The following is a 12,895-nucleotide window of genomic DNA, read 5'->3' as shown; positions in this document are numbered from 1 at the left end:
ATCCATCATGGCAAAGGCGCTTCTCGGTTACGTCGGCGGTTCCGACCCGCGACTCATTGCCGAGATGCGACGGCTCCAGCAGCGCGTACAGGACCTCGAATCCGAGCTCGGACGGATCCAGGCCGAGAACGACGCGCTCGCGGCTGCCGCTTCTCACGACTCGCTTCTTGATCTCGACGTACCCCAGGCGGAGCCTGCGCTCACCTGATCACTGCATCGCACCACGACAGCAGTGGTTGGGCAGCCCACATCAACCGCTAAGTTGTCAGAATTGCAAGGGACGCCTCTTCGGCGTCCCTTCTTCTTTCCCCCGCGTGCTTTTCCCCTGCCTTCAACGTCTGGTGTGCCCTGCACCTTCATGGGTGAAACCGCGTGTTCATGGAGTGATACCGGCCCGAAAGGTAGAGTCCAGCGGCGTGCACCTCAAGGCCCTGACCCTGCGCGGGTTCAAATCGTTCGCCTCGGCGACCACACTGCGGTTCGAGCCGGGCATCACCTGTGTCGTGGGCCCCAATGGTTCGGGCAAGTCCAATGTCGTGGACGCGCTGAGCTGGGTCATGGGCGAGCAGGGTGCCAAGTCGCTGCGCGGCGGCAAGATGGAGGACGTCATCTTCGCCGGCACCACCGGGCGTCCGCCGCTCGGCCGTGCCGAGGTGTCGCTCACCATCGACAACTCCGACGGCGCACTGCCCATCGAGTACGCCGAAGTCACCATCACGCGGATCATGTTCCGCAACGGCGGCAGCGAGTACCAGCTCAATGGCGACACGTGTCGACTGCTGGACATCCAGGAACTGCTGAGTGACTCCGGCATCGGCCGTGAGATGCACGTCATCGTCGGGCAGGGCCAGCTCGACTCCGTACTCCACGCCGATCCGATGGGCCGCCGCGCCTTCATCGAGGAGGCCGCGGGCGTTCTCAAGCACCGCAAGCGCAAGGAGAAGGCGCTGCGGAAACTGGACGCGATGCAGGCCAACCTGGCCCGTGTCCAGGACCTGACGGACGAGCTGCGCCGGCAGTTGAAGCCGCTGGGCCGGCAGGCCGCGGTCGCGCGCCGCGCCGCCGTCATCCAGGCCGACCTGCGCGACGCCCGGCTCCGTCTCCTTGCCGACGATCTCGTACGACTGCGCCAGGCGCTCCAGAGCGAGATCGCCGACGAGGCCGCGCTGAAGGAACGCAAGGAGACTGCCGAGGCCGAGCTGAAGAAGGCGCAGCAGCGCGAAGCGCTCCTGGAGGACGAGGTCCGCCGGCTGGCTCCCCGCCTGCAGAGTGCCCAGCAGACCTGGTACGAGCTGTCGCAGCTCGCCGAGCGGGTGCGCGGCACGATCTCGCTGGCCGACGCGCGCGTGAAGAGCGCGACGTCCACACCGCCCGAGGAGCGGCGCGGGCGCGACCCCGAGGACATGGAGCGCGAGGCCGCGCGGATCCGTGAGCAGGAGGCCGAGCTCGAAGCGGCCCTGGAGGCTGCCGAGCACGCCCTTGAGGACACCGTCGCGCACCGGGCCGAGCTGGAGCGCGAGCTCGCTGTCGAGGAACGCCGCCTCAAGGACGTCGCCCGCGCCATCGCCGACCGCCGCGAGGGACTCGCCCGGCTGGGCGGCCAGGTCAACGCCGCCCGTTCGCGGGCCGCCTCCGCGCAGGCCGAGATCGACCGTCTGGCCGCGTCCCGCGACGAGGCCCAGGAGCGCGCGGTCGCGGCCCAGGAGGAGTACGAGCAGCTGAAGGCCGAGGTCGACGGCCTCGACGCGGGCGATGCCTCGCTGACGGAGCAGCACGAGGCGGCCAAGCGGGCGCTGAGCGACGCGGAGGCCGCGCTGACAGCGGCCCGCGAAGCGGCCACGGCGGCGGAACGCAGGCGCGCCGCGACCCAGGCCCGTCGCGAGGCTCTCGCTCTCGGGCTGCGCCGCAAGGACGGCACAGGGGCGCTGCTCGGCGCGAAGGACCGCCTCACCGGCCTCCTGGGACCCGCGGCCGAGCTCCTCACGGTCACCCCCGGCTTCGAGATCCCCCTGGCCGCCGCCTTCGGTGCCGCGGCCGACGCGATCGCGGTCACCACCCCCGCCTCGGCGGCGGACGCCATCCGCATGCTCCGCAAGCAGGACGCGGGGCGGGCGGCGCTGTTGCTGGCGGGCGCGCCGGAGGAGCGGAGCACGAACGCGGCGGAGGGCGGCGTACCCCGTCAGGAACGGAACGACGGGCCGCCGCACGCGGCCGAGCTGGTCCGCGGGCCCGCCGAGCTCATGCCCGCCGTACGGCGGCTGCTGCGCGGGATCGTCGTGGTCGGCACGCTTGAGGACGCCGAGGAACTCGTCTACGGGCGGCCGGAGTTGACGGCCGTCACCGCTGAAGGCGACCTGCTGGGGGCGCACTTCGCGCATGGCGGGTCGGCCGGGGCGCCGAGTCTGCTGGAGGTGCAGGCGTCCGTCGACGAGGCGGCGGCGGAGCTCGAGGAGCTGGCCGTGCGGTGTGAGGGACTCGGCGAGGCGCAGCACGAGGCCACGGCGCGGCGGAAGGAATGTGCCGCGCTCGTCGAGGAGGTGGGCGAGCGGCGGCGGACCGCCGAGCGCGAGAAGTCGGCCGTGGCGCAGCAGTTGGGGCGGCTTGCCGGGCAGGCGCGGGGCGCGGTGGGGGAGGCGGAGCGGAGTACCGCCGCCGCGGCGCGGGCGCAGGACGCGCTGGACCGTGCCGTGGAGGAGGCGGAGGAGCTGGCCGAGCGGCTCGCCGTCGCCGAGGAGATGCCGGTGGAGGAGGAGCCCGACACCGGCGTACGGGATCGGCTGGCCGCCGACGGTGCCAACGCGCGGCAGACCGAGATGGAGGCCCGGCTCCAGGTGCGTACGCACGAGGAGCGGGTGAAGGGGCTCGCCGGGCGCGCCGACGGTCTCGACCGGGCCGCGCGGGCCGAACGTGAAGCACGCGCGCGTGCCGAGCAGCGCCGGGCCCGGCTGCGGTACGAGGCCGAGGTCGCCGAGGCCGTTGCCTCCGGGGCGCGGCAACTGCTCACGCACGTCGCGGTCTCGCTGACCAGAGCCGATGAGGAGCGGGCCGCCGCCGAGAGCGCCAAGGCCCACCGGGAGCAGGCTCTCGGCGTCGCCCGTGGAGAAGGACGTGACCTCAAGGGCGAGCTCGACAAACTCACGGATTCGGTTCACCGCGGCGAGGTACTCGGTGCCGAGAAGCGGATGCGTATCGAGCAGCTGGAGTCGAAGGCGTTGGAGGAACTCGGTGTCGAACCGGCGGGGCTGGTGGCGGACTACGGCCCGCAGCAGCTCGTGCCGCCCTCGCTCGCCGCCGAGGGCGAGGAACTGCCCGAGGACCCCGAGCACCCGCGCAACCAGCCTCGGCCGTTCCACCGCGCCGAGCAGGAGAGGCGGCTCAAGTCGGCCGAGCGGGCGTACCAGCAGCTCGGCAAGGTCAACCCGCTCGCGCTGGAGGAGTTCGCCGCTTTGGAGGAGCGCCACAAGTTCCTCAGTGAGCAGCTGGAGGACCTCAAGAAGACGCGTACCGACCTGCTTCAAGTGGTGAAGGAGGTCGACGAGCGCGTCGAGCAGGTCTTCACCGAGGCGTACCGGGACACGGCCCTGCAGTTCGAGGGCGTCTTCAGCCGGCTGTTCCCGGGAGGGGAGGGGCGGCTGATCCTGACCGATCCCGACAACATGCTCACCACGGGTGTGGACGTGGAGGCCCGCCCTCCGGGCAAGAGGGTCAAGCGGCTGAGTCTGCTCTCCGGTGGCGAGCGGTCCCTGACCGCCGTGGCGTTGCTCGTGTCGATCTTCAAGGCACGGCCCAGCCCGTTCTATGTGATGGACGAGGTCGAGGCGGCGCTCGACGACACCAACCTCCAGCGGCTGATCGGGATCATGCGGGAGCTGCAGGAGGCTTCGCAGCTGATCGTGATCACGCACCAGAAGCGCACGATGGAGGTCGCCGACGCGCTGTACGGCGTCTCCATGCAGGGTGACGGTGTGTCGAAGGTCATCAGTCAGCGCCTCCGCTAGATGCGTGTAGCTCACACGGGTCTTGACCTGGGCCTTTCTCCTGAGTTCAAGTCTTGAACATTTAGCGGCTTCTCTCTACCGAAAATTCACAGCAGACCCCCCTGTTGACTTCGAAACTTGAAGGAATAGTCTCTGCAACGTTGCTTTTACCTTCAGGTGGTGGGTGGCGCCGAGTTATGCGCCACTTGTATGACCACTTGAAGGGCTCGCCCCCACCCCCGGCAGTGAGGCCGGTGGCCCGAGGAGTTACACGTGACCAGCACAGTGCCCCCGAACGCAGGCGCCCGAGCGGCTCATCCCGAGCATCTCGGCCATGTCATCTTCATCGCGGCGGCTGCCGCGATGGGCGGGTTCCTCTTCGGCTACGACAGCGCCGTGATCAACGGCGCCGTCGAAGCCATCCGAAGCCGGTACGACATCGGCTCGGCGGCGCTGGCCCAGGTCATCGCCATCGCACTGATCGGCTGCGCCATCGGCGCGGCGACCGCGGGACGCATCGCCGACCGCATCGGCCGCATCCGCTGCATGCAGATCTCCTCCGTCCTCTTCACCATCAGCGCCGTCGGCTCCGCGCTGCCCTTCTCCCTCTACGACCTGGCCTTCTGGCGGGTCATCGGCGGCTTCGCCATCGGCATGGCCTCCGTGATCGGCCCCGCCTACATCGCCGAGGTCGCCCCGCCCGCGTACCGCGGCCGCCTCGGCGCCTTCCAGCAGGCCGCGATCGTCATCGGCATCGCCATCTCGCAGCTGGTCAACTGGGGCATCCTGAACGCCGCCGACGGCGACCAGCGCGGCACGGTCATGGGCCTGGAGGCCTGGCAGGTCATGCTCGGCGTGATGGTCATCCCGGCCGTCCTCTACGGCTTGCTCTCCTTCGCGATCCCCGAGTCGCCGCGCTTCCTGATCTCCGCGGGCCGGGACGCGCACGCCCGTGAGGTGCTCAAGGAGGTCGAGGGCGACAAGATCGACCTCGACGCCCGTGTCGCCGAGATCGAGCACGCCATGAAGAGCGAGCACAAGTCGACCTTCAAGGACCTGCTCGGCGGCAGCGTCTTCTTCAAGCCGATCGTCTGGGTCGGTATCGGTCTCTCGGTCTTCCAGCAGTTCGTCGGCATCAACGTCGCGTTCTACTACTCCTCGACGCTGTGGCAGTCGGTCGGCGTCGACCCGACGGAGTCGTTCTTCTATTCGTTCACGACGTCGATCGTCAACATCATCGGCACCGTGATCGCCATCATCTTCGTCGACCGCATCGGCCGCAGGCCGCTCGCTCTCATCGGTTCCGTGGGCATGGTCGTGGGTCTCGCCCTCGAAGCCTGGGCCTTCTCCTTCGACCTGGTGAACGGCAAGCTGCCGGCGGCCCAGGGCTGGGTCGCCCTGATCGCCGCCCACGTCTTCGTTCTCTTCTTCGCCCTCTCCTGGGGTGTCGTCGTCTGGGTCTTCCTGGGCGAGATGTTCCCGAACAGGATCCGCGCCGCCGCGCTCGGCGTCGCCGCCTCCGCGCAGTGGATCGCCAACTGGGCCATCACCGCGAGCTTCCCGTCCCTGGCCGACTGGAACCTCTCCGCGACCTACGTGATCTACACGGTCTTCGCCGCGCTCTCCATCCCCTTCGTGCTCAAGTACGTGAAGGAGACCAAGGGCAAGACGTTGGAGGAGATGGGCTAGGTCCGTCGTACGGCCCCCCGAACTCGGGGAGACGGGCCACATCCCCGCTGCCCGTCTCCCCGTACTCGTCACAAGAAGACGTACGGCCCCGGCTCGGCCTTCGAGGTCTTGAGCCGGGGCCGTACGCCTTGCTCCGTCCCGTCAGTCCTTGAGGCGGGGCAGGACGTTCTCGCAGAACAGGCGCAGACTGCGCCAGCCCTCGTCGACGGGCATTCCGCCGGACAGTGGGTGCAGGACGTAGTTGTCGAGGCCGTGTGCCACGCACTCGTCGGGCGTGAGGATCCGGTAGACGCCCTCGGCGCGCAGTTCGTCCACCGTCGTGGCTGCCGACTTCACCGCCGAGCGGATGTCCCCGGACTGCCAGGAGGCGTACGTCCGTGCCTCGTGCAGGAAGTGCCTGCCGTACTCGGCCCAGGCCCGGTCCGGGTCCTCGGCGATGTGCAGCAGCGGGGTCTCCGCCGACGGCATCATGGTCCAGCCCTCGGTGCCGTACTCGATGAGCCGCTCCTTGTAGTACGCCTCCAGGTCGGGAAGGTGGGCGCTGGGGAAGAACGGCAGGCCCAGACGTGCCGCCCGGCGGGCCGCCGCCTTCGAGGAGCCGCCGACCAGCAGCAGGGGATGCGGGTCCGAGAACGGCCGCGGAGTAACCCGTACGGTCCTGCCCCGGTACTCGAAATCCTCGCCGGTCCACGCCTTCAGGACCGTCTCCAGCAGCTCGTCCTGGAGTTTGCCGCGCCGTTTCCAGTCGACGTCGAAGAGGGCGTACTCCTCGGGCCGGTAGCCGATCCCGGCGACCGTGATGAGGCGTCCGCCGCTGAGCAGATCGAGTACGGCGATGTCCTCGGCGAGGCGCAGCGGATCGTGCAGCGGTCCGATGACCGCCGACACGGTGACCGCGATGTGCCGGGTCGCGCCGAACACCGCGCCCGCGAAGGCGAACGGCGACGGCAGCCAGTTGTTGGCCACGCCGTGGTGCTCCTCGGTCTGCACGGTGGTGATGCCGCGGTCGTCGGCGTACGCGGCCATCTCAACTGCCGCTTTGTAGCGGGCGCTCAACGACGCGGGGGTGGCGTCGGGCTCGACGAGGTTGAAACGTACGACGGTTACGGGCATGGGGAGCCCCCTTCGTGTGTGGAGGGGGACGGTAGCTGACGGTGCATCAGGTCGCCAGAGCGGCGGGCTCGGGTTCGCAGGGTGCGCGGCGTTCCGCGCGGATGAAGCCCTCTCTTTGGAGGAAGCTACAAATGCCTTGCTCGGGAGGAGTTCTCCCTCCCGAGCAAGGGATGGCCGATACTGGGTGACGTTATGGAAATCGTCATCCTTGCTGTAGTCATCGCCGTGGTCGTGATCGGCGCGCTCGGTGGGCTCGTCGTCGGCAGTCGTAAGCGGAAGCTGCCTCCGCCGCCCCCGGCCGCCCCCGACATCACCGCCCCCCCGGCCGAGCCGCATGTCGGCGACGAGGCCGAGACACCGCGCGACGAACCGCGCCGCACGATCGAGGAGGTGGATCTCCCGGGCCCCGACGCCTCGGCTCCGGCCCCCATCGCCGTCGAGGAACCGCCGGCGCCCCCCGCGATCGAGGTCCCGGAGCCCGCCGCGGGGCGCCTGGTGCGGCTGCGCGCCCGGCTCTCGCGTTCGCAGAGCGCGCTCGGCCAGGGCCTGCTCACGCTGCTCTCGCGCGAGCACCTCGACGAAGACACCTGGGAGGAGATCGAGGACACGCTGCTCACCGCCGACGTCGGTGTGCAGCCCACCCAGGAGCTGGTCGACCGGCTGCGGGAGCGCGTGAAGGTGCTCGGCACCCGTACGCCCGTCGAACTGCGCGCGCTGCTGCGCGAGGAGCTGCTCCAGCTGCTCGTCCCCGAGTTCGACCGCGAGGTCAAGACGGACTCGAACCTCGACACCCCGGGCATCGTGCTGGTCGTCGGGGTCAATGGCACCGGCAAGACCACCACGACCGGCAAGCTCGCGCGCGTGCTGGTCGCCGACGGCAAGCACGTCCTCCTGGGCGCCGCGGACACCTTCCGTGCCGCCGCCGCCGACCAGCTACAGACCTGGGGTGAGCGCGTGGGCGCCCGCACCGTGCGCGGTCCCGAGGGCGGTGACCCCGCCTCGATCGCGTTCGACGCGGTCAAGGAGGGCATCGAGGAGGGCGCCGACGTCGTCCTCATCGACACCGCGGGCCGGCTGCACACCAAGACCGGGCTCATGGATGAGCTCGGCAAGGTCAAGCGCGTCGTCGAGAAGCACGCCCCGCTGGACGAGATCCTGCTCGTCCTCGACGCCACCACCGGGCAGAACGGCCTGGTCCAGGCCCGGGTCTTCGCCGAGGTCGTCGACATCACCGGCATCGTGCTCACCAAGCTCGACGGCACGGCCAAGGGCGGCATCGTGATCGCGGTGCAGCGCGAGCTGGGTGTGCCGGTCAAGCTGGTGGGACTGGGGGAGGGAGCGGACGATCTGGCGCCGTTCGAGCCGGAGGCGTTCGTGGATGCCCTTATCGGAGAGTAGGCGCACACCGAATTCAGGCAGAGTCACCAGGTGCTCGGAGAAGCGCCCGCCCCCAAGGTGCAGTGGGAGGCGGGCGCTCGGTCATGTGAGCCCACGGTTCGCGAACGGCTACGCCCGCGACCGATGTGCCACGTAGGCCAGCGTCCCCAACAGCAGCCGTGCCTGGGGTGGTTTCGTCGCCGAGTCCAGGGCGGGGGAGCGCAGCCAGCGGACCGGGCCGAGGCCCGCGCGGTCGGAGGGCGGGGCCGTGATGTGCGTACCCGAGCCCAGGCCGTGCAGGTCGAGGGAGGCGTCGTCCCAGCCCATTCGGTAGAGCAGCTCGGGTAGTTCGGGCGCGGAGCCGGGCGTGACGAAGAACTGGGCGCGGCCGTCAGGGGTTGCCGTCACGGGTCCGAGGGGGAGCCCCATGCGTTCGAGTCGGACGAGCGCGCGGCGCCCGGCGGCCTCGGCGACCTCGATCACGTCGAACGCGCGGCCGACCGGCAGCATCATGGCGGCACCCGGGAAGTCGGCCCAGGCCTCGGTCACTTCGTCGAGCGTGGCGCCGGCCGGGATCGTCGGTGCGAAGTCGAGCGGGTGCGCACCCGGCGCGGGACAGTCGGCCCTGCCGCAGGAGCACGCGCCCGCGGCAGCCCGGGCGCCGGGGACCACGTCCCAGCCCCAGAGTCCGGTGAACTCCGCCACCGCGGTGCACTCCGACGAGCGGCCGCGGCGCCGTGAGCCGGGCCGGAGCTCGCGCGTGCCCCGACTACTGCCGATCGTGAAGCCCATGCCCCCTCCAACGGGTCCGATCCACCGGTGGTTACGTGCTGGAACGGGAACGTGACCCTGTGTTCCCGACTTCCCCTGTGTCGCCCGGTCCAGACGGCGCCCAGTAGCGCTCTGGGTGGTGCGCTCGGCATCGTGCGCCCCGGCGCACACCGCTCCGTCCACTCCCGGCCGTCCTATGTCAAGTGAATCGCGCGTGGGCGATGCGGAGTTCATTCGAAGGGGTGGCGAATGGTGGCGTTTCCAGGATCGCCATGGCTGGAGGCGTGATCGTAGGATTACTTTGAGTACACGAGTCCTGGGGACGTGTGCACTCGTGGGTATGCCAAGGGCAAGTCGACTTCCCGTTCGAAGGGTGAGAAGTGCCGGACGGGCGGCCGTATTTACCGGCATTCTGATAGGGCTTGGCGCACGCAGCGTACAAGTGGTCTCAGGGATGGGGGCGTTCCAGTGGGCGGCAACGGCGGAGGCGGGACGACCGCGACCGGCACGGACAAGCGCCCCAACGAGCTGCTCGGCTCGTGGTTCGTGCGCAGCGGCTGGTCCAAGGGTGAGCTCGCACGTCAAGTGAACCGCAGGGCCCGCCAGTTGGGGGCCAGCCACATCTCCACGGACACCTCGCGGGTACGTCGCTGGCTGGACGGCGAGAACCCGCGCGAGCCGATCCCGCGGATCCTGTCCGAGCTGTTCTCCGAGCGGTTCGGCTGTGTCGTCGCCGTCGAGGACCTCGGCCTGCGCGCCGCCCACCAGTCACCGTCCGTGTCCGGCGTCGACCTGCCCTGGACGGGCCCGCAGACCGTGGCGCTGATCAGCGAGTACTCACGCAGCGACCTGATGCTGGCGCGGCGCGGCTTCCTCGGCAGCTCGCTCGCCCTCGCCGCGGGTCCGGCCCTCATCGAACCCATGCAGCGCTGGCTCGTGCCCTCGTCCGCAGCGCTCCGCGAGGAGCCCGAGCCCGCCACCTCGGTGCGCCGCGGACAGCTCTCCAAGCCGGAGCTGGACCTCCTGGAATCCACCACGATGATGTTCCGGCAGTGGGACGCCCAGTGCGGCGGCGGCCTGCGCCGCAAAGCGGTCGTCGGACAGCTGCACGAGGTGACGGACCTGCTCCAGGAGCCCCAGCCCGCCGCGACGAACCGGCGCCTGTTCAAGGTCGCCGCCGAACTGGCCGAGCTGGCGGGCTGGATGAGCTACGACGTGGGGCTCCAGCCCACCGCGCAGAAGTACTTCGTCCTCGCCCTGCACGCCGCCAAGGAAGCGGGCGACAAACCGCTCGGCTCGTACGTCCTCTCCAGCATGAGCCGCCAGATGATCCACCTGGGCCGGCCCGACGACGCACTGGAACTCATCCACCTCGCGCAGTACGGAAGCCGCGACTGCGCGAGCCCGCGCACCCAGGCCATGCTGTATGCGATGGAGGCGCGCGCGTACGCCAACATGGGCCAGCCCGGAAAGTGCAAGCGCGCCGTCCGGATGGCCGAGGACACCTTCGCCGACGTGCACGAATGGGACGACCCGGACCCCGACTGGATCCGCTTCTTCTCCGAGGCCGAGCTGTACGGCGAGAACTCGCACTCCTACCGTGACCTCGCCTATGTCGCCGGACGCAGCCCCACCTACGCCTCCATGGCCGAGCCCCTGATGCAGCAGGCCGTCGAGCTCTTCGCCAAGGACGCCGAACACCAGCGCTCGTACGCACTGAACCTGATCGGCATGGCCACCGTGCACCTCCTCCAGCGGGAGCCCGAGCAGAGTGCGGCCAGGGCCAAGCAGGCCATGTCGTACGCGAGGAAAGTGCGCTCGGAGCGCGTCAACACTCGTATCCGAAAGACAGTCGACACGGCGGCCCGGGACTTCGGGGATCTCGCCGAGATCGTCGACCTCACCGACCAGCTCGCCGTCGACCTGCCCGAGACCGCGGAGGCGGTCTGACCGGGGCCGCGCAAGCGGCTACTCCCCAGTACCCCGGCCGTGGCCGGCCGTCCCGAACTGCCCGACTCGGCTCCCCCATGCCAGGTCATCGGACGGCCCGCCGCGGCCGGCCTGTCTCCCCCTCGGGGAAGGTTGCGCCACGATAACGATCGGTCGGTCCGGTCTCAGGCAGTTCATCGAGGCGTAACACGTGAGATGTCTTCGTCACTTCGGTGAAACATCGAGGGGTGCCGACCGAAACCGCGCTGCGCCAATCTCATGGCGCATAACCGGCCCACCCCTCACGCCCACTTCAGGCTTCGCCCGCACGGGGCCGTACCAACCGACGAGGAGACGCCGATGGCACCAGCCATCACCCTTGCCGCAGATGCACCCACGCTGTCTGCTGCCAACACAGGGTTCATGCTCATCTGTTCCGCCCTGGTGCTGATCATGACGCCCGGCCTGGCCTTCTTCTACGGAGGCATGGTCCGCGTAAAGAGCACCTTGAACATGCTGATGATGAGCTTCATCAGCATGGGCATAGTCACCATCCTGTGGGTGGTGTACGGCTTCTCCCTCGCCTTCGGTACGGACAAGGGCTCGCTCATCGGCTGGACCTCCGACTACGTCGGGTTCGGCGGTGTCGGCATCACGGACCTCTGGGACGGCTACACCATCCCGATCACGGTCTTCGCCGCGTTCCAGCTGATGTTCGCCATCATCACACCGGCTCTGATCAGCGGCGCTCTTGCGGACCGCGTGAAGTTCACCGCATGGTCCCTCTTCATCGCCCTGTGGGTCACGGTCGTGTACTTCCCGGTCGCGCACTGGGTGTGGGGCACCGGCGGCTGGGCGTTCGAACTCGGCGTGATCGACTTCGCGGGTGGTACGGCGGTTCACATCAACGCCGGTGCGGCGGCGCTCGGCGTGATCCTCGTCATCGGTAAGCGTGTGGGCTTCAAGAAGGACCCGATGCGCCCGCACAGCCTCCCGCTGGTCATGCTCGGCGCCGGTCTGCTGTGGTTCGGCTGGTTCGGATTCAACGCCGGTTCGTGGCTCGGCAACGACGACGGTGTCGGCGCGCTGATGTTCCTCAACACGCAGATCGCCACCGCCGCTGCGATGCTCGCCTGGCTCGCCTACGAGAAGATCCGGCACGGCGCGTTCACCACGCTGGGTGCCGCCTCCGGTGCGGTCGCCGGTCTGGTCGCGATCACCCCGTCCGGCGGTGCGGTCTCCCCGCTCGGCGCGATCGCCGTCGGCGCCATCGCCGGTGTGCTGTGCGCCATGGCCGTCGGCCTGAAGTACAAGTTCGGCTACGACGACTCGCTCGACGTCGTCGGTGTCCACCTCGTCGGCGGTGTCGCCGGCTCCCTGCTCATCGGCTTCTTCGCCTCCGGCAAGGGCCAGTCCGATGTCGAGGGCCTCTTCTACGGCGGCGGCCTGACCCAGTTCTGGAAGCAGTGCGCCGGTGTCGGCGCCGTCCTCGCCTACTCCCTCATCGCCTCCGCGATCCTCGCCTTCCTGATCGACAAGACGATCGGGATGCGGGTCAGCGAGGACGAGGAGGTCGCGGGCATCGACCAGGCCGAGCACGCCGAGACCGCATACGACTTCAGCGGCACCGGTGGTGGTGCGGGCTTCACCTCCACCCCGACCCCCGCTGCGGGCACGGCCAAGAAGGTGGACGCATGAAGCTCATCACCGCCGTCGTGAAGCCGCACCGGCTCGACGAGATCAAGGAGGCCCTCCAGGCCTTCGGAGTACACGGCCTGACGGTCACCGAGGCCAGCGGCTACGGTCGGCAGCGGGGACACACCGAGGTCTACCGTGGTGCCGAGTACACGGTCGACCTGGTCCCCAAGATCCGCATCGAGGTGCTGGCCGAGGACGACGACGCCGAAGGCCTGATCGACGTCATCGTCAAGGCGGCCCGCACCGGCAAGATCGGTGACGGCAAGGTCTGGTCGATCCCGGTCGAGACCGCCGTCCGGGTCAGGACCGGCGAGCGCGGCCCGGACGCGCTCTAAAGAGAC

The 12,895-nt window shown here is 69.4% G+C and carries 9 protein-coding genes; 7 read left to right on the top strand and 2 right to left on the bottom strand.

Features of this window, described 5'->3' with window-relative positions:
- Positions 1 to 7: 7 nt before the first annotated feature.
- The 3 genes from ACIPC1_RS05915 to ACIPC1_RS05905 all read left to right on the top strand — a co-directional run bounded on the left by ACIPC1_RS05915 (position 8) and on the right by ACIPC1_RS05905 (position 5,666).
- A complete protein-coding gene (locus tag ACIPC1_RS05915) occupies positions 8 to 208 on the top strand; it encodes a hypothetical protein (protein ID WP_365428924.1) in 201 nt (66 codons plus the stop codon).
- Positions 209 to 416: 208 nt separating this feature from the next.
- Entirely contained in the window at positions 417 to 3,998 is a 3,582-nt protein-coding gene (smc, locus tag ACIPC1_RS05910; RefSeq protein ID WP_402513649.1) for a chromosome segregation protein SMC, read from the top strand.
- A gap of 252 nt (positions 3,999 to 4,250) precedes the next feature.
- Positions 4,251 to 5,666: a sugar porter family MFS transporter gene (locus tag ACIPC1_RS05905; protein WP_402513647.1), complete on the top strand. Its 1,416-nt coding sequence runs from the start codon at positions 4,251 to 4,253 to the stop codon at positions 5,664 to 5,666.
- Between the two features lie 141 nt (positions 5,667 to 5,807).
- On the opposite strand, the gene ACIPC1_RS05900 is transcribed toward ACIPC1_RS05905, so the two are convergent.
- Complete coding sequence (locus tag ACIPC1_RS05900) at positions 5,808 to 6,779, bottom strand: LLM class flavin-dependent oxidoreductase (protein WP_402513644.1); 972 nt, start codon at positions 6,777 to 6,779, stop codon at positions 5,808 to 5,810.
- Between the two features lie 192 nt (positions 6,780 to 6,971).
- On the opposite strand from ACIPC1_RS05900, the gene ftsY reads away from it, so the two are divergent.
- A complete protein-coding gene (gene ftsY, locus ACIPC1_RS05895) occupies positions 6,972 to 8,177 on the top strand; it encodes a signal recognition particle-docking protein FtsY (RefSeq protein ID WP_402513642.1) in 1,206 nt (401 codons plus the stop codon).
- 108 nt (positions 8,178 to 8,285) lie between these two features.
- Here the strand turns inward: ftsY and ACIPC1_RS05890 are convergent, their stop codons facing one another.
- Positions 8,286 to 8,948: a bifunctional DNA primase/polymerase gene (locus tag ACIPC1_RS05890; RefSeq protein ID WP_402513639.1), complete on the bottom strand. Its 663-nt coding sequence runs from the start codon at positions 8,946 to 8,948 to the stop codon at positions 8,286 to 8,288.
- 447 nt (positions 8,949 to 9,395) lie between these two features.
- On the opposite strand from ACIPC1_RS05890, the gene ACIPC1_RS05885 reads away from it, so the two are divergent.
- The 3 genes from ACIPC1_RS05885 to ACIPC1_RS05875 all read left to right on the top strand — a co-directional run bounded on the left by ACIPC1_RS05885 (position 9,396) and on the right by ACIPC1_RS05875 (position 12,889).
- Complete coding sequence (locus ACIPC1_RS05885) at positions 9,396 to 10,877, top strand: hypothetical protein (RefSeq protein ID WP_402513636.1); 1,482 nt, start codon at positions 9,396 to 9,398, stop codon at positions 10,875 to 10,877.
- A gap of 339 nt (positions 10,878 to 11,216) precedes the next feature.
- Positions 11,217 to 12,554: an ammonium transporter gene (locus ACIPC1_RS05880; protein WP_384378921.1), complete on the top strand. Its 1,338-nt coding sequence runs from the start codon at positions 11,217 to 11,219 to the stop codon at positions 12,552 to 12,554.
- Positions 12,551 to 12,889 carry a P-II family nitrogen regulator gene (locus ACIPC1_RS05875; protein WP_164411711.1) on the top strand — a complete coding sequence of 113 codons (339 nt, stop codon included), beginning with the start codon at positions 12,551 to 12,553 and terminating at the stop codon, positions 12,887 to 12,889. The genes ACIPC1_RS05880 and ACIPC1_RS05875 overlap by 4 nt, the downstream gene beginning before the upstream one ends.
- Positions 12,890 to 12,895 lie beyond the last annotated feature (6 nt).

The sequence above is a fragment of the Streptomyces sp. NPDC087263 genome, assembly GCF_044744645.1.
Lineage (GTDB): Bacteria > Actinomycetota > Actinomycetes > Streptomycetales > Streptomycetaceae > Streptomyces.
Note: the sequence above shows the minus strand (reverse complement) of the source record. Positions and strands in the feature narration are given on the sequence as shown.